The organism is Chryseobacterium sp. 2VB (assembly GCF_005503635.1).
Classification (GTDB): Bacteria; Bacteroidota; Bacteroidia; order Flavobacteriales; family Weeksellaceae; genus Chryseobacterium; species Chryseobacterium cupriresistens.
The window spans coordinates 30,180-52,397 of record NZ_SCNC01000027.1 but is presented as its reverse complement, the minus strand read 5'-3'; the positions used below and the strand labels follow the sequence as shown (position 1 = coordinate 52,397).

Genomic DNA, 22,218 nt, shown 5'->3' with positions numbered 1-22,218 from the left:
AAGTACAAAAATTAATCAAATCATCTTTTCATCAATCCAGAACAGTACCATCATTATTTTTTTCATTCTCAATATTCTGGATAAACTCAGCAGGACTCATTGAAGTCATTTCATGAAACAATTTAGAAAAGTTTGATCTGTTGGAAAAACCGCATTCTTTAGAGAGGTCATCAACCGCATATTTTCGCCATAGAGAATCGTGAATAAGCCTTTCTTTTGCATATATAATTCTTAACCGGTTAATGTAAGCATTAAAATTGCAGCCTTTATGCTCATTGATAATGGCAGATAAATATGCTGTATTGGTCTTCAGTTTCTTGGCCAGCTGGTTTTGTGTCAGTCCCTTTTCAAGATAAAAATTTTTCTCTTCCATTTGCCGCAGCTTACTTAGAATGTCTTCCACCAAATGTTCAGGCAGCCTGGAAGTCTTGACACTACTGCTCTGCTTAGGATCATCCTGATCTGGTTGAACATACTCCTTTTCCTTTTTATTTTTTTTCCTTGTTCTGTAATAACCTGCTACAGAAAACACTAAAACACTGATGAACGAAAGCAGTGCTATGGTATAAACGTAGTACGAGGTATTTTCCAATTTTTTCTTTGACTCCATCAGATCTTGTGTATCATATTCTTTATGAATCCTGGTTGAGAGATACTTAAAATCTGCAGATAATATTTTATCGAATTTCAATAATTGTCTAGTATAGTAAAGTTCTTGTTTATGATCTTTCTTATTTCTATAATAATCAATAAGCAGCTCATATGTTTCTCTGGTCGCTGGTAAAACAAAATTATTTTGCTGAAATACAGAATCCACTTTTTTAAGAAAACCTATACCTTCATCGTCTTTTTTATTTCTTAGCAGAATTTTACCTTTCAAAAAGTAAATCAATGAGACATTCGTAAAGTCATTTATCTTTTCAATAGCTCCTATAGCAGTATCAAAATCCGACAGTGCCTCTTTATCCTTATTATTAAGATAGCCCAGCACTGCTTTAAGTTTATAAAAGTAACTCCTTTCCAGATCAAAATCTTTATCATTTGATGATTGCTCCAGACCCTGTTCTATAAGCACTGAGGCTTCCTGATACCTGCCAAGCAGGACAAGACAGATACCCATTTGGTTAAGGCTGTTCAGATAGCCTTTCTTTCTGTTATATCGAAGGTTGGGAAGTGTTTCCGAAGTATGGGGTTTATTATAGTATTTGCTGCATTGTAAAAAGATACTAAGAGCTTCCTCATAATATCCCAGGTAGCTTTTAACCACTCCTATATGATAGAGATTTTTGTAGTAGAGATAAGAATTATCAGAATTTTTTAGATATTTCCAGGCCTTTAGATATTCATCTAAGGCTTTCTGATATTTACGTAACGTGAAATAATATATACTGCCCTTAAGGTATCGCTAGTTTTTTCTGCTGTTTTCAGTTCTTCGTTTATATTGTTATCCATGACTTAAATATTGAGTAAAGATTTAAGATACAAAGAGAAAAAAGTTTTTTACTTCAATGGCCGCTGATTATCAATATTTGGCACTGAGTGACACTACAAAGTGAAATTAAAAACATACAAAAAACAAAATCAGAATAGGAAAATTCCTACTCTGATTTAAGTATATTTGAAATATTAAACTAGTCCATCTTTTTCAGGACTAGTCATTGTTAACTTATTAAATAATAAATAAACAATGATACCACTTTGAGAACCCGTTCCTGATTATTAAAATATATCAATGTAAAATCATTTACTATTTATAATCATCTTATATACTTGCTCTACAAAGTAAAAATGCAATTCATTGGGGATAGTGTATTAAATACTTCCATTAAGATTAATAGATTAATGCTTATCATATTTGAATTGCTGATAATTTGTTATAAACGTCTTCTTTGGGCATAACATTTTTGAAATTACTGTCATTCTTAAATTTCTGCCGTATCTTTTTTATTTCTTCAATATTTACTCCATATAAGTTATCTTCTAATTCCATATAGTCAAATTCATTCATATATAGGTTTGCAATGGTCTTCATAAAATAGCTAAGACAGTCTTTTTTAAATTTAAGATCTACTTTTTCATTATAAAATATATCATCCATTATATCGATCTCTAAATATTTATATGTAAACTCTACCAAAGAATACAAAGAAAAAGGACTGGTAAAATTTTCAATCAAAGTGATTACATCATTAAAAGTTAGCTTTTCCCATAGCTCTGGTAAACATACAAATAACTGAACACTATAGGTCGGGTTCATTTTTTCTAAATTGTAAAAAAGAAATTCTAAATGATTCGCTGATAATATTCTTCCTAAATAATTATTATCAACTATATAAAATCTGTCTATTGGGTAATATTTTAACTGTTCTGTTTTTCTATCATTAAACAAAGAATCTGATAATTCTTTTATAGGCAATGTGATATTAATTTTACTCATTATTCTTTAAATATTGTTAACTTAGCGTTACTTGTGTTTACTCCTGCTTTAGATATTATTGAGGGGAAACTTTGTGCTTCCCGAGCAGAAGGAGCGTAATGTCCAGAAACATTATTTATTTCTACTATTTGACCATTGTGCAATCTTATCTGCCCCGCGGCTTGTACATTACTAGCTTCCCCTGACAAATAATAATGACCAGATCCAACTTTTAAATCTCCTGATTTAGTAACAACAAAATCAAAACGTCCATTCGCATTACCTCCTATCGAAATATTACCTTCTTTTACTGTTAATCCTAAGCTTTCACCAACTTGTGGCGCTGTACTTTTTGCAGGTATTAAATTGCTTGCTTCTTCAATTGCATTAACTGCTTTTGTTGCTCGCCCATAGCCCCCCCACATATTGTATCCACCACCACCGAAATCTAGCATTTCTTCTCTTTTACTATTCCCAATTAATCGAAAAATCCTATCTGTTTTTGTTTCTCCTTCATTATAAAATGGGCTAGCCTGCCATTGGCGATAAGAGTTTAATCCTCCATATTTATCGGCATTGGTCTTAGAACTATATTGATGAGCAAGAGCATTTTGGATTGCATTCCAAGTTCTTATTAGAAAATTATTGGTTTTCCGTCTAACCGTTATTACAATTTCCTCTATATTATAAGTTTTTCCATCAGTTCCATCTCCCGGACCTCCGACAGGAGCTCTCCCATCAGGATCAATAAATCTTATTGGATTATTAAAAGTATAGTTATAAGGACTATAACTCCTCATTTCAGTAGCCAATGGATCGACTACTCCCCATCTACCCAAATCAGGCATATAGAATCTAGCTCCATAATCATACATTCCAGTTTCTTGAAGCTCCTTGCCGTTGTATTTATACTGATAAGCATTCTGCGTTGTAGCTGTATAATTATGCAGTAATCCAAAAGGATAAAAATCATTTACTTCTACAATTTCTCCCGGCTTCCATTCTCCCAGGCAACCAAATATTGGGGAACATGTTGATGTATTATATCTCCTTGGCTGGATAGTACCATCTCCATTTGTATCGGTATAACTTAATCTTACATTTCCCAGATGATCTGTAAAATTATAGACATACTTGTTGAGAAGCGCATCATAATATCCTTCAGAAGTAGGAATTATCCTCAATTTCAATTCTGGAATCTCATTGGGATCAGGAATGAAAGTTCCTTCACCATCCCATGATTCTCTTAAAAATGTAGATTTATACTGGAAGCCATCCAGATAATGGGTCTCCAGATCTCCAAAAAGCTTCTTTACTTTTACCCCATCTGCTCTGTAAAGATAGCTTGTCAATTTTGAGTTTTGGGTAATCTTATCTGGTAAATTTAAATAATTATATTCAATAGAGGAAATCCCTTTATCCAAATGTTTAGTCATGTTTCCATTCCCATAGAGATTTCCATTATCATATTCAATAGAATTAGGAACAGCAAGATAAGGGTAACCTGAAGGATTCTGCTGTTCATCGATTACTTTTATCAGCCTGTTTCCGGAGTAATCATATTTAAGATTATCGATACTCACTGCCACAGTACTTCCCGGAAGAATACCTTCGGATCTTTTAAGCCGTGTAATATTCCCGTTAAGATCATATTCCGGCTTTTCAAAATATTCTTTAGCAACTTCTGCTCCTGTTTTCTGATAGAACCCCGCAGACAACCTGTTTAAACTATCATAAACATACCCATATCTTTTCAACGGCTCATTATCTTCTGTTAAGGTTTTCCATGATACTTCAGCGATATTTCCGTTATATTTTGGTTTTACCTTTAAATCAGAAAAATCCGAGTTAGGCATTTCCAATCCTTCTATCTGATTATAATTGATCTTATAACCAAAAAGATCGCTCCCTAAGTTGGCAGGATCGTTGATCTTTGTCATCCAGCCCCGGATATTGTATTGGTAATCTATGGTCTGTAATGGGGATGCAGCAACCGTTCCTCCTACTTTCTTAGATTCCAGCTGGGAGATTTCATTGTACTTATTCTGAGCGAGGTATTCAACAGGGTTGCTGCCCACCTGATGGGTGTGGGTCAGAAGCCTGTTCTGAGGATCATAGGTGAATTTTTCTACGATAGCCTTTTCAGGATCTGCAGCAAGTCTTTTATGATAATTATTGGTCTGAAGGATAACACCTGCAAAATCAAGTTTATTGTTGACCACGGTATATCCTCCTAAATGATTGTTACTTCTTGAACCAATGTTCCTTCCTTTGGTATCATACCATATAAAATTTCTGGTCCATTTATCATCTTCTATATTTTTGATATAGGAAGCAGTAAGAAGTCCTTTGGTCGTTTGTTCATTAGCCGGATTATCGGTAAGAAGAGGCTGGGCAAACACATTGGTGATCGCAGAGGAGCCTGCAGGATAAGTATCATAATAATTAACACTTAAGACCTGTGCCAGACTTCCCGGGAGAGCCCTATTGGTATAATAAATAGGCATTCCGCTTACTGTAAAAGAACCAGCGCTTCTTATCTCAAACGTATAAGCAGCTCCTGTAATAGTAGTTTGCAAAGACTGTCTCGTACTATTATTATTGGTAATAGCTGTAATCACTACTCTTCCAAACTGATCATATTTGGTAACAAACCATTGTCCTTTTGTTCTTAATAGAGCATCCTGACTCATTACCAGCTGATCGGCATTGTTATAGATCAAATATTCCCAGCCCTTACCAGGAAGCTTCTTTTCTACAAGACGGTTTCTTCCATCATATTTATACTGATAGCATAAATCATTCAGTACGGTATTAGGATCTGCTTCTACAGAGGCTTTGGGAGGGATCACAAACGCCAATTGGTTATAATCATTGAAAACATAATAGGTATTGGCGCTTTCTGTAGCACTGATTACTTTTCTGACCAATATAACCTGCCCCTGTCCGTTTTTAAATTCTATAGTTGTGTTTCCGTCTTCATCGGTTACCGTATTTTTATACAGCTGCCCTGTTCCGTAGGAACCTGATAAAATTAGTTGAGAAGTAAAATTGTTATAATCAAAAGTGGCAGTATATCTTTTAACCTCGCCATCAGCATTGGCATCATATCCAAATTGTACAGGTCTGCTATCCCAGGCAGTTCCCACTTGTTTTTGTGCTAAAACACGGTCTAAGGGCGAGTTTTCAATAATCTTCTCTGAATAGATTTTCTCTGAACCATAAGGGGTACTGCTCACATTGGCTAATGGATCGGTAATAATACCACCATTGAGAGTTCCTCCCTGTGGAATAGGAAGGTAGTCCTCAACCTGCCTTCCAAACCGATCATATTTAATGGGTATAACTAAATCTTTTCCTAATGGAGAGGCTTTTACATTAACAATTTGTTTGGGTCTTCCCAACCCGTCAAAATACTGAACGGTTTCTGAACTTTTAACATTGGGGAGCGTAGGATCTGATAAATACGTTTTTGAATAAACATAATTTTCGGTATTGGTAAGCTGTGCCTGGGTAGTTCCAATTATAAGAATCCCTACAGGAATTATAAGTTTTTTCATGATGGTGTTTAATTTTTATAATTGTATTTGAATTCTTTCAGCGTCTTATAAATCATATTTCCACTGCTGTCTTTTTCCTGCTGACGGATTTCTTTTAATCGGTTTGATGGATCATAGATATAAAACTCACTAATTCCTGATGGTGGCGTGATACTTCTTACTCCAACTAATGGATCATAGGTGTAGGTGGTAATCTGATAACCGGACAATCCAGTATTAGCTCTGAAGGTATTCAATGCTGATAAGAAGGCAGTTTCATCATTGTTGGGAGCTGCTGATGCATCTGTATTGGAAGCTGTCACAATAGAATCAATTAAGGACTGCTGAATATCAGCTAATTTGGCTCCTTCTATTTTGGCAATGGGCTGGGTTTGGTTGTAACCCCAAACGATCACTGTTGAAACACCATTTTTTGCAGTATATTGTTGTAAATTTCCTTTGGAATCGTATTGATTATAGACAACCATTTTTTCCATATCGTCAGAGTACAAATTTTTGTTAAGCACTTCATAAGGTATTGGAAGGCTTGACGTTTTTAAGTCTGCATCAGCTTGGGATAATGGATATTGAGTTTTTATTTTGGAAATAATATTACTATTCTTTTTTACTTCAGTTTCCAGTGGAATTCCAGTAATTCCTTTACTAAATAAATAAGGATTATTACCTCCTTCAGAATATTTATAACTTGTAATTATAGTCTGGTCAGGATTTATTGCTTCATGTTTCTCAACTGATCCAAGGGTATTATAAGTGAAATGTTCTTTGCTTTCGATAATTTTATTGCCAAAATATCGTTGGGTCATTATAGAATCAATTTTATGAGATTCTGCCATCATAGGAGTAGTATAAAAATGATATTTAGCAATACCATCATACTCTCCCGTTGAGGCTATCATAGGATCTTTTCCACTCAATAAAAACTTCTTTTCAGCCCTAACACTATAAAATTGATTAAATGGTAATAAATTTTTATATTTATATGTCACAGATTCAATAACATTATTATCTTCATTTCTGGTCACTTTTTGTTGTAAAAGTCCATTATGCTGATTTTTAATTACAGGAAAATAATCTGCTACAGTATTTTCTGTATTCCAATAATGATATTCTGTTTTTCCTTTTATTTGTAAAGGATTATTAACATTCACTGTACTTTCCGTAACTTTAGCATATCCCACAGCATCATACTCACCAGAAGATATCTGATCCGTAATTGACCAAAAACTATTATAAGAATAGGAGTCAGAACAGTTAGTTGCCTGTCCGCAGCTAAAACAATAATAATCTTTTTGCCTTAAAGGACTTATTGTATTTTGAAGAACACCACTTTCATATTCATATTGTTTCCATTCTGCTAAAGTTCCTTGACTGGAATAATTTTTTAAGGATTTTATTCTCGGTCCGTGACCATAAGAAGTAAAATTACTGTCTATATCTGGTTTTTTAACGATGGTAAAAGAGACCCTTATTCCCGCGGAATGGTAAATATCTGCAGCTTGATACATATTGTTATCAATATTTAAAACCACTCTATTTTGAATTGTAGGATCATTATAATTGATAAAGTTGAATACCCCATCCATCTGAAAATTATAATTCTGACTGAAATCAGCATTATTAGTAAGTTCCCCAAACTTCCATTCTTTAATAACTTCCAATACAGTTTCCCCGCCACCTGCATTCTTTTTAATTTTTAACAGTTTAATACTGGCATTAGCATTAGTCATCTGATAATAGTTATATCTTTTAGACTGTGGTCCAGTAGGACCACCATCAAATCCTCCTGAAAATTCAGCATGAAAGTTCAAAGAAACTCCTTTGTCATATGGAAAATCATATATATTGTTTAAAGGGCTATATCCTCCGATACCATTATTATTTAGATGAATTGTTTCGGATAGGTTGAATATCTGGTCATGGCTGGGAATAAACTGATTCTTAAAGGAATTAAGCTCGTATTCATAATCAGTATATCCTTTAGTAGGATATTCAATTCTTTTAAGCATATAAGAACTTACAAAGTCTTTATTAGAATATCTATTATTTCCTTCGTAAGATACAGGTACACCCATAGCAGGAGTGAGGTAAAAGCTTAAATCAGGTAATAAATTATTATTATAGTGTCCGTTATAATATCCCCAGAAGTCTTTAGCAAAAGAAACTTTTGAAGGTAAGGTAACGGAAAGGTCATAGTCAAATTTAAATTCTTCATTGTTATTGATCTTGTTACCCATATTATCATAAGTAAAAAAAGAAACTTTATCCAACTTTAATCTTTTACCAAATGCATCTTTCATCTGAGTAAAGTTTTGCAATTCAGTAATAGCAGATGGAAAATCCTCCTGATAAGGGAAATAGGTGTAAATAAAATCTAAAGATTTAATTTTTTTGTTATTTCTTCTATTTATAAAGTCAATAGATTCAAGTCTTTTAAGGTTGTTCCAACTGTAGAGATTAATATCCTGTCTGTCACCAAGATTAAAAATGATTTCCAGATCATCGGTTTTAATTTTTTGCAAAATTTTCACATTACTATTATTTAATGTGGCTTGTGCTGGCTCAAACTGATAATTTATTTTTCCATAACACATATCAGTGGGCCCTAAGCTATAAGCAGAAGTTCTGATATTTCTCTGTTGGGAAAAAGAATAAAAATTATAATTTGCATCCTGATACTCAAAAGCGATCTGCTTCGTATTTGGAAATACTATTGTACTAATTTTATAGCTTCTACTGGAAAATTCTTCTGATAAAGATGTTCCATTGTAGCTGGAAAATATTTCTTTGTACCCAAAATAATATTTTATCCCATTATCATCAGTAGCTATGATCTGATCATTAAAGACTTCAAATTTTATATTTTCACTTTTCTCCAACTGAATAATCTCGCGGGTTTGTAGATTAATGAAAAAGCTTCCGGTATGCCCAAAGAAATTAAATCTGAAAATGTCAACTTCAGCATTTTTTCTATACACTATATCATTTACAACTGTGCTTCCATCAGATCCGCTTGGAGATGATGGAGGGAAACATCCGGGGTTTTGCTGGTTACCGATAGTACACCAATCATAATCAACAAATCCTTTTTGTTTTACCACTTTAAATCTTCCAGTTCCTCCCGGATATAATTCGAGTCTGTTATAAAATGGAATATATTCGTTTGGAGTAGCATAACTTACATCATTCTGATCCGCCTTTCCTTTGACATCTTGATATATTACGCCCTCAGGCATCAAATTCCAGCCTAATCCCACCCATGTAGCCTGATCATCCAGCTTAATACCCGAAGCATTATAGTTCAAATTAATAGGCAGTTCAAATCCTCCTTCACGAATTGTATAGATAGGAACATTCGTTTGTGCTACTCCCGTATATGTACCGACTGGAATATCTCCATACCTTTTGAACATTGCAACTTCAGGTGAAGTGGGAAGGTTAACATTATTTTGATTTTGTGCATTTAAGTCAGCTAAATTTAAAAGCCACAATATTATGACAAATACCTTTTTCATTATTTATATTTTATTTTTTAATCAATTTAGCATTCGCCGTTTTATTGGTATCCGTTTTTATCGTCACCAGATAAGCTCCCTGCACCAATGCCTGGGTATTCATCTTAGTCACTCTGTTCTTGGTTTTAATACTCTGAAGCTGTCTTCCGCTCATGTCATACAAAAGAATCTCTGCGTCCTTAAAATCAAATCCAATTTCTACATAAGCATAATCAGAAACAGGATTTGGATAGATCTTGATATCGTATTTCTCGATTAATTGATCAACCTGTTTATCTCCCAGTTTCACAATCTTCCAATTTTCTTTACCTAGCTCCTCTGCACTGGTTCCAGCCAGAATAATAGAACCGTCTCTGTTCAGCTTTAAATCAGAAAGCCTTTCTTCCTTTTTTCTGGATTCTCCTTTGACGTGTTTTCTCCACTGCTCATTTCCGTCTTGGTCAAGATAGAGCATCCAGAACGTTTCGTCATCGGTTTCCACTCTCCCTTCTGCCTGGGTATAACCTCCCAATAAAATTCCTTTGGAAGATTTGTCATCTGCTGAATGAATCACACTCATTGCCATAAGGATATCACGATTCTTCAAATTGTAAGATTTCTGCCATTGCTCATCTCCTCTTTCATTTAAAGAAATCAGCCAAAGGTCTGTTCCTTCCTCTAATCCGGCGGTTTTATTACCGGATCTCTCTGATCTGGATTCTCCACCAACAATAAAACCATTTGAAGTTAATGCGATTGTTCTGATATGGTCATCATCTTTCCCTCCAAAATTCTTTTCCCATTCAACCTTACCATTTTTATCAAACTTGACAATCCAATAATCGCCTTCACCAAAGTTTTCTGTCTGCTTGCCCGCCCTATCTCCAGTTACAGTTCCACTTCTGGAATAAATTCCCAGCAATGCTCCGCCGTCTTTCGTTGGGATCATCTTTTCAACTTCATCAAATCCGCGTCCTCCCAATGTTTGTTCAGATAATATTTTTCCATCTTTGTCGAGTCTTATAATCCAGACGTCCTTAGAACCATAACCTATAGAGGAATTTTGCACATTCCCCGCAACAAAGAATCCCTGATCTATAGTCTGGATAACTGCTCTCGCTTCCTCATTCGAAGAGGTACCTAATGTTTTCTGCCATAATTCGTCTCCAAATTCATTGATCCGAATGAGCCAAATGTCTGAACCTCCCTTAGAGTCTTCTTTTTTATCAAGTCCTTTTTCTGAATATGACGTCCCAGAAATCAGAAAACCACCATCCTGGGTAGTGATAGTGGAAGATAAATAGTCGTGATTGTTTCCTGATAAATATTTCTCGAAAACCTGTTCTCCCTGCTGATTCAATTTTATCAGATGAAAGTCATAACCATTGTTTTGTTTGCTGTTTTGTTGGAGTTTATCCGTTTGGATACTGCTTCCCGTGATAAGGTATTGCACATCAATTGTAGTAATAACCTGGCTTAAAAAATCCTGCGAACTGGACTTTATATCTTTCTGCCAGAGTACTTCCTGGGCAAATATCCCCAAAGTACATAAGAATAATGCACCCGTGTAGAGTTTTTTCATGCTTATATTGTAATTAACGTTAATGAATTGTGAATTATAATCGTGTATAATAGAAATACACAAACTGTATAGTGGAATTATTGTTCATGGCTAAGTTTTTAATGCTTGCAAAATTAAGCTTTTTAAAGTTTCGCCCAAATGGTATCTCCTGTTTTCCTAACAGTAACCAGACACTTATATCAATTCAATTGATAAAGACGAAGTTGATGGGCTTATTATTTCCATTAAAAACTTACTTGACAATGATTTAAAACAACACCAACAACGTATACGAAAGTTACCTATTCATCGAGAGGCGGATTCAGCCTGGGAAGTTACTTCGAAGTTAAAAAATCAAGATGGACAAGCTTCTTAAAAATTGAAAAATATAACAGTAAAAGGATGGGAACTTTGAGTGAGACTGACCTCCAGAACTTATTAAGTTTATTGGAGCAAGCAAAATCTAAGATGTAGTTAACAGATACAATAATACTCCCGGAGATCCACCAAAGTATACCCTACGAAACAGCAGGAAAAAATTTAAATCCAAACTACCTCTTAATACTGTCATATAACAGCATTAAGAGGGTAATGTTCTGTACTCATTGTTAACTGGTGAGGCTTAACTTGCCCTTGAAATAAGTGCGTGTTTACTCTCTTCAAGATATTAATTTTTTATGTTTTAAGAATAAAAAACAATAGATGCTATCCTCTAAACTATTTTATGTAATGGAAATTTGTGCTAATAACCTTTCTTAACGGCTATACATTCAATCTCAATACTCGCATTTCGGGGCAAAGAGGAAACTTCAATTGTACTTCTTGCAGGAAAACGATCACGAAAATAAGAACCATATATTTTATTAAAAACATCAAATTGTTTGATATCTGTAATAAAAACGGTTGTCTTTGTGATATGATCAAAATCGGAATGATTGTCCCTGAGAATAGTTTTTAAGTTTTCAAAAATCTGTACTATTTGTTCTTCAAAACCTTCTTTTAAGCGGTTTGTTTTTGGATCTATTCCTATCTGGCCCGATACAAACACTAAATCTTCATAGCCGGTTGAATGGCTGTAGGGACCTATGGCTTTTGGTAAATCCGTATGTTTTACTGCTACAATCTGTTTTTTTGTACTGCATGACAACAATGTCAGGGCTAAGAAAAGCAATATAAATCTGTGCATTTTGGTTCATTTGATATTAAAAAAGAGGTTAGCTTTTTAGACTAACCTCATCCTGTACTTATCCTATTTTTTGATAAATTTTAATAATTCGGTATTAAATTTATCCAACTCTTCAATGAACAAGGCATGACCGCTTTTTTCAAAAGGAACTAACGTTGAGTTTTTAAGCAAAATATTCATTTGTTCCGCAAGATCATAAGAACAGATTTTATCCAACTTACCGTGTAAGATCAAAGTAGGAATTGTTATTTTCTTCAAATCATTACGCAAATCGCTATCCCTCAGAGTTTTTAATCCCTCAGCCATTGCATAAGGTGATGCCTGAGCCTGAATGCCTCCCAACCAAGCACCATGACCTTGGGAAACGCTGGTCTCATTAGCTGGAAATATCTTACCGAATGTGGCGAATAGTTCCGGACGGTTGGTATTGTTAAGATTAATCAGTCCATTAACATCTTCTTTAGTCCACAGGCCATAATTAAAGTCTGCCCTTTTTGTCCAGATCGGTGCTGCTGCCCCAAATAAAGCCATTTTTGAAACGTGGGCAGCATTGTATTTGGCTACATAGTGGATCACTGTAGCACCCCCCATTGAAAATCCGCCGATTGTAGCATTTTTAACCTCCAATTTGTCCAAAACAACCTTGATATCATCTGCAAATACATCATAATTATATTTGCCTCCCGGTTTGTCAGACAGTCCGAACCCTCTTAAAGTGATACCAATCACACGATATCCTTTTTGGATAAAATCGGCATACTGATATTCATACATGGCATCACTCAATGGCCATCCGTGAATTAAAACAATTGGCTCTCCCTCACCAAGGTCCGTTACATGAAGTTTCACATTTTTCTCTACTTCAATATATTCTTCTCTTCCAAAGGATGCTGGTGTTCTTTTTGTTTGTGATAAAACTGTGTTTGAAATTAATGTTGTAAATAATACGACTGCTAAAATTAAATTTTTCATGTTTCTTTAAATATTTATTATTGTTGTTATTTTGACAATACAAAGTTGCTCTTATTCCTCAGGCCTTCCAATGGACGGCTTTCGCTTTGAATTGTACTTTTTGCCTCTCTTGATTTCTATTCTTTTATAAATGATAGGATATCCTTATTGATTACATCAGCATTGATGGTAGGCATGCCGTGAGAATAGCCCGGATAAATGATCAGTTGGCTATTTTTAAGAAGTTGTGCAGCCTTTACTGCCGTAGTCTGATAAGGCACAATCTGATCATCATCACCATGGAGTACTAAAACAGGTATTTCCAGACTTTTTAGGTCCTTTGTAAAATCGGTCTCAGAAAAGACTTTGATACAATCATATTGTGCCTTGATACCACCCATCATTCCCTGTCTCCACCAGTTGTCCTGTATACCTTTTTTAATAACCGCATCTTCTCTGTTGTAACCGTAGAAAGGCACTGTAAGATCCTGATAGAATTGCTGTCTGTTATGAAGTGTATTATGGCGGATATCGTCAAATACAGCAAGTGGCACCCCTTCAGGATTATTGACATCAGCAATCATATAAGGTGTAATTGCACTTATTAAAACCACTTTAGATACGCGGTTTTTTCCATATTGGGCAGCATATCTTATTGCTTCTCCACCACCTGTTGAATGACCTACATGGATCACATCTTTTAAATCCAGGTACTCTACCAATTCTGCAACATCCGCTGCATACGTGTCCATGTCATTACCCTTATAGGTTTGAGTCGATCTTCCGTGCCCTCTTCTGTCATGGGAAATAACTCTATATCCTTTTTCCAGAAAGAACATCATCTGTGCATCCCAGTCGTCGGATGACAATGGCCATCCATGGTGAAAAAATATCGGTTGCCCTTCACCTAAATCTTTGAAATAAATTTCTGTTCCGTCTTTTACTGTAAACTTGTTCATGTCTTTACTATTTAATTGTTGTTGTTATTGTTCCTTTTTGTTATTGCAAAGTTGGGGTAATTCCGAAGGCGTATCAATGGATGGTTTTCGCTTTGAATTGCACTTTTTGCCCCAACAGGAATCAGTAGTATTTTGAACAATCTGTTTTTTGGGATAAGTAAGGTGTAAATATGAAAAAAGCACAACCGATCAGGGCTGTGCTTGTACTGGATATTGGAGAAATACCTGGTTAAAACTGCTTTCTAAAACTGGTTGGGGATATTCCCGTGTGTTTGGTGAAAAAGCGGACAAAATAGGCGTCGTCTTCGTAATTCAATGTGTGGGCAATCTCTTTGACACTCATTGCAGTATGTACTAAAAGACGCTTACTTTCAAGTATAATACGGTTTTTTATAATTTCATTTGGTGTGTCTTTACTAACCAGACTTATTTTTTTACTTAGATTTTTTGGAGTAATACAAAGCAAATCAGCATAATCAGCTACAGTATGGAGAGTCTTGAAATGCTGTTCTACCAATTTGCTGAATTTCCGCAGAAATTGGACATCGGCCTGCTGTATATTGTCTGCCAGCTGATGCTGCTGCTTCCAGATGCGGGTAGATTTAAGAATGATCAGTTTTAACAATGTCCTCAGCATTTCTTCTGTACCGGAATCTTCATTTTTCAATTCGGACTGAATATCACTGATGATCTTTTGGATATCAGCAGACTGTTCTTCATTTAAATTGATGAATGGAATTTCAAACACATTGTTATACAGAATACCATCACAGGCAACTTCATGATCATGAATTTCCACACAGTAAAAGTCCCTGTTAAAATGCATCAATTGCCCTCCAATAGTTTCACAGGGCTTTAAGATGACATGGGGATTAATAAATAATAAGGTATCTGTTTTCATTTCAATCTCCTGAAAATCCACTTGGATAATAGCTTTTTCTGGAATAAACAGTACTTTGATATGTTCGTTTATTTTGTTGAGGGTATCGTTTTGAACGGAGGATTTGCTAAATTCTAAATTGCCAAATTTTTTAAATGAAAATTCCTTTATCATTATAATGATTTAAAATTGCTATGTACATAAACTTAATTAGAAGTCTACTGTAAAAATAAGTAATAATATAACAGTAATGTCAACAGTATTTCTTTATTATCCAAGAGTTCATTATACTTTAGTTCCAATTACTTTCATGTATCTAAAGTAATCTGGTTATCTGGCTTTAATTAATGAGTTCCGTAATTAATCAATAGTAACAGAATCAAATCCGGAAACTTGTAATTCATTAGGTACAGGAATGTAGGACCAGCAAATTACATCAATTTGAAAACCTCCCATGCCTTGCCATTTCTGAAGCTCAAAGTCATAATAGCCCAGATCAAAATTATCTAAATCTTTATCGTACAATAAAACAGTTCTTGAAAATTGCTCTCCTTCTACCTTGGCAGGAAATTGATCCACTGGATTAAATTTTAGTTCTTCATTCATAATTATAGTTTTTCAAATAGTAAAGATCTGTTCAAATCAAATTTAACACTATTTTCTGATTCTTTTTATTATATGGTAGAACGAATGATTGTAATCATTTAAAAACCTATGCACAGGATTATGATGATTATGATCAGAGATCGTTGAAGATCTGGTAGATACTTTGGATTTACCTAACCAGGGTTACTATAAAAATACATTAATAGAAAATCGTTCGGCCATCAAGCTTCAGAATCTTTTCTTGTGCCATTTTTTTAATCGTCCATATTACTGTTTCGACCCCGCAAACCTGTCAAATTGGCAATTTGCTGCCTGGTAAGTGGAATAGGATAAGAATAAGGATTTTGTTTAGAATATCAATTTTGGAATGCAAAGTAACAAACAAGGTTTGAACGTTAAAATTCGTTAATTTAAACTATTATATAATAATTATTCTTGAGATTTGTTGTGAACATAAAATATATTAATATGAAAAATTTAAAAAAGCTTAATAAAGCAGAATTAAAAACAATTGTTGGCGGAGCAGATTGTACCAGGCTATGTTTTATAAATGATAAATTAACATGCGTTCCGTATAATTCATGTGGCGGTCCTGGGCTTGAGCCATAAAAAAAGAATAACCTGTTTTTCAGATACGTATTTCCAAAATACTTTCAACAACAGTAAACCATGAAAAACAGGTTATTACCTTAAAAACATCTATATACACCTAAGAATCAAGAACTAACCTGAACGTAAGATTAATCCGCTCTTTCATGGGTATTATAGATTTAGCTATCCGATGCTCCCAGTTTTGCTGCAAATCGCCTTTCATAATGAGCAATTAACCATACGGAAGCGGTAAACTGTACTTACTGGCATGATGGTCTTTTTTCCTGAAATCAAAGTTTCTGGTTTGCCCAAGGCTGATAGAAGCAATCACAGGCCGTTTACCATACCGGCTTTCTTTATCTCTATGCCAAGCCACAGAATCGTTATGGTCTCTGTAGAGATTTAATAAAACTCCATTAAACTTACAGTTAAACTCTTTTTCTATCCTTTCCTTGAGCAAGAACAGTTCAGGAGTCCATGGATTCCTTGCCCTTTCTTTTTCTTGAGTACCATAATCTTTTGAATCCCCATACCATGCTGTCAGCCGTGGAGTCAATACCATTTTATCATACATTTTCTGTGTACGCTGTTCCCTTTATCTTAAATCTAAATCAAAAATTTGGCTATGTTTTTTTACTAATGCTGATCAGTGCCACGGTATTAAAAAAATTATCGAAAATCTATTATGGAAATAAGGTTAAATAATAACATTATTTATTCAAAAAAGCATGTGAATATTTACAGATTTAAAGAAAAGTAATCATCAGTCATTAGGAGGTATATATGTTGTGTATTAACCCAAACTAGAAATCCTGTTTTATCAATAATAAAACAGGATAAAAAACACAAATGATGAAAAAAAACGTCTCGATCGAGACGGCCTAAAATTAATTATTTTTACCATAGTAGCGACAAAAAGCTGTTAAAAATTAATGTCTTATTGGTATTTCCCAGACAATACCAGCCAAATATCCCCACCTACTTCCACTTTTAACTTTTCCTATCCAATATGTCTAACTTCGATGTTAAATCAATATTTAACATCATGGAAGATAGCACAAACACTCAAAATCCTGATCCCTCTTCACTCAATACTCTATTGGTTTTCAATCCCAAAACCCAGAAGATTGAAGCGGTAAAAACAGTTGATGAAAAAGGAAATCTAATGACAGTTCCCAATACTCAAAAAAATCAAAATCAGTTTTTAAAAATTGATAAGCAGGGCGATTTATTTTCCAACTTTTTTTCCAATTTCCTCAGCCAGCTCAAAAACCCTACTTCATTTAACTTTTTTACCTCTCCTCTCAAAGAATCTGAAAAAATTGGAAAACAGATTGAGCATCACCTCAAGCATTCAAGCGGTGAAGGTGAAGAATTTCTGAAGACCTATACAATACCGGAAAACAAAATGATGCTTGCCATCTATTTAGCTGCACCAGAGGTAGAAAATGATCGAAGAGCACTTAATACATTCTATGGGATGAGAAGAGCTCAAAAATAAGGAAGACTGATGGGCACCGCGTCTTATGGTTATATTAATAAATGTACTGAAGATGGAAGAAAATATGTGGCCCTAAAAGAACCTGAGGCTTCAAATATGCGGTGGGCATTTAATGAAATTGCTAAGGGTAAATATGCGACCAACCAGATAAGACTTAAAATGAATAAGATGGAAGGCGCAAAAATTAGCAGTACTTCTTTTTACAGAGCAATAAAAAATCCGGTTTATATTGGTAAAATATATATTAAAGCATACAAAGACGAGGAGGCCTGTATTGTTGAGGCCAATCATGAAAGTCTGATATCAGAAAGCCTATTCTATAAAGTGCAGAATGTTTTAAGTGGAAAAACTTGGGCTGAAAGACCCAAAGGTAAAATTACCACTGCAAATGAATTTCCACTGAGAGGCTTTTTAAAATGTCCACGATGTGGAGGACATATTTCAGGTAGCGGATCCAGAGGCAAGAAAAATGTTTATTATTACTATCACTGTAATGCTAAGTGCGGCTATAGACATAGCTCAGACAAGGTTAATTCTGCCTTTGAAAAAGAATTAGTGAAATATGATTACCATGAAAGCGTAAATACGTTATTAAAAGAGATAATATTAAGCAATTTTAAATACATACAGGAAAATATTGATGGAAAGAAAAGAGAACTTTCCGAACAGATTGTTAATTTAACCAATAGGCTATCTAGCGCTAGAGAAAAGTATCTCGAAGACAGATTGGATTTTGAGGATTATCAGATTATTAAAAATGAAAGTAAGAAAAAAATTGATGAGCTTGAAATGGAACTTCAGAATCAAAGGCTATCACGTAAAAATATAGATATTAGAGCAAAGCTTGACCAGGTTCTAAACATTTTGCCAAACCTTTCTCAACTGTACATTAAAGGTGATAATGAGACAAAAAATTCTATATTGTGTTCGATTTTGGCCGAAAAACTTGAATTTCAAGAAAATGCTTTTCGAACACCCAAATTAAATTCCGCACTGACCCAAATATTGCTGATTAACAATCAGTTAAAAAGTAAAAAAAAGGGAAACAGCACTTCTAAAAGTGCTGTTTCCCGCAGAGTGACCGCAGAAGAACTACACTCAATTAATTTGCTTCAACTTCTTAAAACTTAAAAACCTCTATGAATACCATATTTGTAGAGGTTTTAATTATTTTAAATTCAACTTAATTTAAATTGCTTTCAAAATTTGGGCACAAATTTGGGCGCACATTTAGTAAATTGCAACACTATAAAATTTATAATTTATGGCTAAAGTATCTTTTTTCCTTAGAAGTACCGTTAAAAACAAACCAAGTAATATTTGCATTAGGCTCAGAGATAAAGACCTTGATGTAAGACTTGCAGTATCGGAGTTAAAATGCCTTCCCGATGAATGGAAAAATGGCAAATGTAAAATAGCATCAAAAAAAATGTTTGATACGGACACCGAATCAATTAATACAAAGCTGTCTAAAATTGAATCACATGTACTGCAAAAATATTCCAACCAAAACAGCATTTTAAATTATAAAATATGGCTACAATCTTGTCTTGACGAAATATTTAAACCGAAAGTAAAATCTATATATTCATCAAATCTCATTGAATTTATAGATACTTACTTAGAACTCAACAAAAGTACAATAGCAGTAAGAACCAATTATAAAATTAAAGTCCTTAAAACAATGCTTACTGATTACTGTAACCATAATAAAAGAGTTCCCATAATTGAATTTAAAAATCTTGATAATTATTTCAAAGACGATTTTGAAAAATATTGTTTGAATATAAATTACAAACACGAAACAATATATAGTAAATTAAGAGATATTAAAGTTATTTCAAAATTTGCAAGTAATTACGATATTGAAACCCATCCACATACAAAAGAATGGAAATTGGGTTTAAGTAAATTTAAAAAGGATAAGCCGAAGCATATTTACTTAAATTTTGAAGAATTAGAAAGTATAAAAAAATCTGCACAACCACATGATTATCTTGACAATGCAAGAGATTGGCTGATGATAGCCTGTTTTACGGGTCAAAGAGTGAGTGATTTTTTGAGATTTGAAAAATCTATGATTGTGGAAGATAAAGACATAAAATATATAGAATTTAAACAGGAAAAAACAGGAAAGCTAATGCAGATTCCTTTGCTTAAAGAGGTACAGAATATATTGGATAAAAGAAATGGAGAATTTCCGAGAAAAATTTCTGATGTCAAATTTAACAAGTATATAAAAATTGTGTGCAAAAATGCTAAAATCTCGGAAATTGTTTACGGTCTTAAGTCTCAGGTCTTGGAAGATAAAACCAAAAGAGGAGTTTTAGGAGATTATCCAAAATATGAACTTGTAGCAAGCCATATCGGAAGAAGAAGTTTCGCAACTAATTTTCACACTCTAATACCTACGGCAGATATTATGTATATGACAGGTCATTCAACTGAGAAGCAATTTTTAGTGTATATCGGCAAAACAGAAAAAGAAATGGCGGTGAGAACAGCAAATAGCTTTGCTAAAATTGGATTTTAACTTACGCAAGATATGATTAACATAGAATCCAAAAAAGGAATCGCATTAGACTTCATTGTTTATGTAATAGCTATGGAAGACCCTGTGTCATATCATGGCATACATGAGTTTTTTTTACAAAATTTTGAAGTTGAAAAGCCTACACATATACCTGAAATTAGAGATATAATAGCCAGGCTGGACGTTATACAACCAGACTTAGGCATTGATATTAAAAATACAATTATCTCCCAAACAATAAATGACTTATTGTCTCTTTACCCAAAGGAGCTGTCACCTCAAAAAGTAGAAAGCTCAGAAGAATTAATAACAGATTATTTCGAGTATATAAACCGTTTTCTAAATATAAATGCAGTAATTGTTAATGATGGAACAGTAGATTTTCCTAATATTGGGTCAATTGATGAAATTTATAATGATGAAGAGATTAATAATATAGTAAATGTAATTAAAACTATAATTATTATTACAACCAATATAGTACAGCAACTTCAAAAGCATAAATCTGAAAGTTTACCAATTAATCAAAACGAAATTAATTCTGCTGTCATATCAGAACATTTTCAAAACTATTTACTTCTTAGAATTATATCTCCAAATATTTATATAAGTTATTATGCATCACTTGTATTGTCTTTAGAAAAAAGGGCATCAAACTTTTTAAGTCGTTTTATAAGGGAAGTTAATGGGGTATCAGAATCAGTTCTTATAAACAAATATTCAAGTCGTGAAAAATATCTGGATTATCAAATAAATGAAAATGAAAAATTACTTTTTGAGCATTCATTTCAGACTCCGCAACTTGATGGTTCTTTTTTTGTTTACACCGAATCTTCTATTATATCTTTACAATCATCTTTTATCTCTTTGGAAGAATCTCTTAAAAACTACCTTAACATATTAAGCGCATCAGAACTATTACGATTTGCAGACCTTACAGGAGTCAATTTATATCAGTATTTAGAATTAAATGCAGAACATTCTCTTTACGGAATGAAGTTGAAATATCTGAATTTACAGCGATATGGAGATAAAGTACATTTACAGGAAAACAAGTTTCTTGAGAATGAATTAGATATTTTTATGAAAGAAAAATCGGCTTTTGTTGATTATTTACAATCAAAATCCTTTGATAACGGTACTATAAAAATTATTTTAAATGCACTTTCAGAAAATAAATATAGTAGTAACGGTATTAAAGGAGTAGAATTCAAAAATGATATTTATTTTTTTAGGTTTTGTTACTTCTTCTATATTTTCGATTACTTCTTTGACGTTGAAGGAAAGAAATTTGATACCATTGCTTCCTTTGAAAAAATTACTAAATTCAATACAGATAATAAAAGAGAGGTAAAACAACAATATCTTAAAAATTTTATTGACATTGATAATACACAAGGTAAACACTATCCTTTCACTTTTAAAACTACTGATGCTTTTCTTACAGAAATTGAATATTCATTAGGAATTAATAGGGAAAAATTAAAACCGATTCCATGATAAAAAATAATTAAAATTTTTACAACTGATAATCAGCAAGTTAAATTGTTTTGTCTTAAAAATATTTTCCCTGCTTTTTCCCTATTTTCCCTATCTGAACCTTTGCATCATAATCTTAAACAAATAAAAATTATGACAAATTCAGCCATTCAATTGATGCAAATAGATATAGAATCTTTTGGTCAGTTTATTCAAAAATTAGTTAGGGAAGAATTAGAAAAAATTATTCCCGTACAATCAGCGGAAAAAGAGTTTTATACTCGTGAAGAAACAGCAAAACTTTTAAATGTAAGTTTGACAACATTATTTCATTGGAATAATGACGGTACATTAAAAAATACTAAAATCGGTAATAGAGTTTATTACTCAAAAGATGAAGTATTCTCAAAATTGAACCAAGCTTCTTAAAACCGAGGGAACTTCTTCCCAATCCAATTATTTCTTAATCATTTACCACACTTTTATGTTTAATCAAAGCACAAT

General features: G+C 33.5%; 17 protein-coding genes. 6 read left to right on the top strand and 11 right to left on the bottom strand.

Annotated elements, in window-relative coordinates:
- Nucleotides 1-31: 31 nt before the first annotated feature.
- From FFS26_RS19235 to FFS26_RS19190, 10 genes are all read right to left on the bottom strand, one after another.
- A complete protein-coding gene (locus FFS26_RS19235) occupies nt 32-1,267 on the bottom strand; it encodes a helix-turn-helix domain-containing protein (RefSeq protein ID WP_137905841.1) in 1,236 nt (411 codons plus the stop codon).
- A 582-nt stretch (nt 1,268-1,849) separates the two neighbouring features.
- Complete coding sequence (locus FFS26_RS19230; protein WP_137905840.1) at nt 1,850-2,437, bottom strand: hypothetical protein; 588 nt, start codon at nt 2,435-2,437, stop codon at nt 1,850-1,852.
- Nucleotides 2,437-5,976, bottom strand: coding sequence for a DUF6443 domain-containing protein (locus FFS26_RS19225; protein ID WP_137905839.1), 3,540 nt, complete (start codon nt 5,974-5,976; stop codon nt 2,437-2,439). Before FFS26_RS19225 ends, FFS26_RS19230 begins: the two co-directional genes overlap by 1 nt.
- 8 nt (nt 5,977-5,984) lie before the next feature.
- Entirely contained in the window at nt 5,985-9,488 is a 3,504-nt protein-coding gene (locus FFS26_RS19220; protein WP_137905838.1) for a hypothetical protein, read from the bottom strand.
- Nucleotides 9,489-9,498: 10 nt separating this feature from the next.
- Nucleotides 9,499-11,049 (bottom strand): T9SS type A sorting domain-containing protein, encoded by a 1,551-nt coding sequence (locus FFS26_RS19215; protein ID WP_137905837.1) that lies wholly within the window; start codon nt 11,047-11,049, stop codon nt 9,499-9,501.
- Nucleotides 11,050-11,770: 721 nt separating this feature from the next.
- Nucleotides 11,771-12,214, bottom strand: a complete 444-nt coding sequence (locus tag FFS26_RS19210; protein WP_171006352.1) for a Rid family detoxifying hydrolase — start codon at nt 12,212-12,214, stop codon at nt 11,771-11,773.
- Between the two features lie 63 nt (nt 12,215-12,277).
- Nucleotides 12,278-13,186, bottom strand: coding sequence for an alpha/beta fold hydrolase (locus FFS26_RS19205; protein ID WP_137905836.1), 909 nt, complete (start codon nt 13,184-13,186; stop codon nt 12,278-12,280).
- Between the two features lie 116 nt (nt 13,187-13,302).
- Nucleotides 13,303-14,124, bottom strand: a complete 822-nt coding sequence (locus tag FFS26_RS19200) for an alpha/beta fold hydrolase (RefSeq protein ID WP_110010351.1) — start codon at nt 14,122-14,124, stop codon at nt 13,303-13,305.
- Between the two features lie 229 nt (nt 14,125-14,353).
- The gene (locus FFS26_RS19195) at nt 14,354-15,178 is read right to left on the bottom strand and encodes a helix-turn-helix domain-containing protein (RefSeq protein WP_228406514.1); all 825 of its coding nucleotides are present in this window, start codon (nt 15,176-15,178) and stop codon (nt 14,354-14,356) included.
- A 186-nt stretch (nt 15,179-15,364) separates the two neighbouring features.
- Nucleotides 15,365-15,610, bottom strand: coding sequence for a hypothetical protein (locus FFS26_RS19190; protein WP_137905835.1), 246 nt, complete (start codon nt 15,608-15,610; stop codon nt 15,365-15,367).
- Nucleotides 15,611-16,078: 468 nt separating this feature from the next.
- Here FFS26_RS19190 and FFS26_RS19180 point away from each other — a divergent pair, with 468 nt between their 5' ends.
- A complete protein-coding gene (locus tag FFS26_RS19180) occupies nt 16,079-16,219 on the top strand; it encodes a bacteriocin-like protein (protein ID WP_110010354.1) in 141 nt (46 codons plus the stop codon).
- A gap of 214 nt (nt 16,220-16,433) precedes the next feature.
- Here FFS26_RS19180 and FFS26_RS19175 read toward each other — a convergent pair whose 3' ends face one another.
- Nucleotides 16,434-16,775 (bottom strand): alpha-ketoglutarate-dependent dioxygenase AlkB, encoded by a 342-nt coding sequence (locus tag FFS26_RS19175; protein ID WP_228406515.1) that lies wholly within the window; start codon nt 16,773-16,775, stop codon nt 16,434-16,436.
- A gap of 471 nt (nt 16,776-17,246) precedes the next feature.
- Here FFS26_RS19175 and FFS26_RS19170 point away from each other — a divergent pair, with 471 nt between their 5' ends.
- The 5 genes from FFS26_RS19170 to FFS26_RS19150 all read left to right on the top strand — a co-directional run bounded on the left by FFS26_RS19170 (nt 17,247) and on the right by FFS26_RS19150 (nt 22,143).
- A complete protein-coding gene (locus FFS26_RS19170) occupies nt 17,247-17,702 on the top strand; it encodes a hypothetical protein (protein WP_137905834.1) in 456 nt (151 codons plus the stop codon).
- A gap of 9 nt (nt 17,703-17,711) precedes the next feature.
- The gene (locus tag FFS26_RS19165; protein ID WP_137905833.1) at nt 17,712-18,833 is read left to right on the top strand and encodes a recombinase family protein; all 1,122 of its coding nucleotides are present in this window, start codon (nt 17,712-17,714) and stop codon (nt 18,831-18,833) included.
- A 133-nt stretch (nt 18,834-18,966) separates the two neighbouring features.
- The gene (locus FFS26_RS19160; RefSeq protein WP_137905832.1) at nt 18,967-20,235 is read left to right on the top strand and encodes a phage integrase SAM-like domain-containing protein; all 1,269 of its coding nucleotides are present in this window, start codon (nt 18,967-18,969) and stop codon (nt 20,233-20,235) included.
- A 12-nt stretch (nt 20,236-20,247) separates the two neighbouring features.
- Entirely contained in the window at nt 20,248-21,735 is a 1,488-nt protein-coding gene (locus FFS26_RS19155) for a hypothetical protein (protein WP_137905831.1), read from the top strand.
- A 132-nt stretch (nt 21,736-21,867) separates the two neighbouring features.
- Nucleotides 21,868-22,143, top strand: a complete 276-nt coding sequence (locus FFS26_RS19150) for a helix-turn-helix domain-containing protein (protein ID WP_137905830.1) — start codon at nt 21,868-21,870, stop codon at nt 22,141-22,143.
- Nucleotides 22,144-22,218: the final 75 nt, after the last annotated feature.

Coding starts and splice junctions, on each gene's coding strand:
- FFS26_RS19230 (WP_137905840.1), bottom strand. CDS start 2,437: ATGAGTAAAATTAATATCACATTGCCTATAAAAGAATTATCAGATTCT.
- FFS26_RS19225 (WP_137905839.1), bottom strand. CDS start 5,976: ATGAAAAAACTTATAATTCCTGTAGGGATTCTTATAATTGGAACTACC.
- FFS26_RS19220 (WP_137905838.1), bottom strand. CDS start 9,488: ATGAAAAAGGTATTTGTCATAATATTGTGGCTTTTAAATTTAGCTGAC.
- FFS26_RS19215 (WP_137905837.1), bottom strand. CDS start 11,049: ATGAAAAAACTCTACACGGGTGCATTATTCTTATGTACTTTGGGGATA.
- FFS26_RS19210 (WP_171006352.1), bottom strand. CDS start 12,214: ATGCACAGATTTATATTGCTTTTCTTAGCCCTGACATTGTTGTCATGC.
- FFS26_RS19205 (WP_137905836.1), bottom strand. CDS start 13,186: ATGAAAAATTTAATTTTAGCAGTCGTATTATTTACAACATTAATTTCA.
- FFS26_RS19200 (WP_110010351.1), bottom strand. CDS start 14,124: ATGAACAAGTTTACAGTAAAAGACGGAACAGAAATTTATTTCAAAGAT.
- FFS26_RS19195 (WP_228406514.1), bottom strand. CDS start 15,178: ATGATAAAGGAATTTTCATTTAAAAAATTTGGCAATTTAGAATTTAGC.
- FFS26_RS19190 (WP_137905835.1), bottom strand. CDS start 15,610: ATGAATGAAGAACTAAAATTTAATCCAGTGGATCAATTTCCTGCCAAG.
- FFS26_RS19180 (WP_110010354.1), top strand. CDS start 16,079: ATGAAAAATTTAAAAAAGCTTAATAAAGCAGAATTAAAAACAATTGTT.
- FFS26_RS19175 (WP_228406515.1), bottom strand. CDS start 16,775: ATGTATGATAAAATGGTATTGACTCCACGGCTGACAGCATGGTATGGG.
- FFS26_RS19170 (WP_137905834.1), top strand. CDS start 17,247: ATGGAAGATAGCACAAACACTCAAAATCCTGATCCCTCTTCACTCAAT.
- FFS26_RS19165 (WP_137905833.1), top strand. CDS start 17,712: ATGGGCACCGCGTCTTATGGTTATATTAATAAATGTACTGAAGATGGA.
- FFS26_RS19160 (WP_137905832.1), top strand. CDS start 18,967: ATGGCTAAAGTATCTTTTTTCCTTAGAAGTACCGTTAAAAACAAACCA.
- FFS26_RS19155 (WP_137905831.1), top strand. CDS start 20,248: ATGATTAACATAGAATCCAAAAAAGGAATCGCATTAGACTTCATTGTT.
- FFS26_RS19150 (WP_137905830.1), top strand. CDS start 21,868: ATGACAAATTCAGCCATTCAATTGATGCAAATAGATATAGAATCTTTT.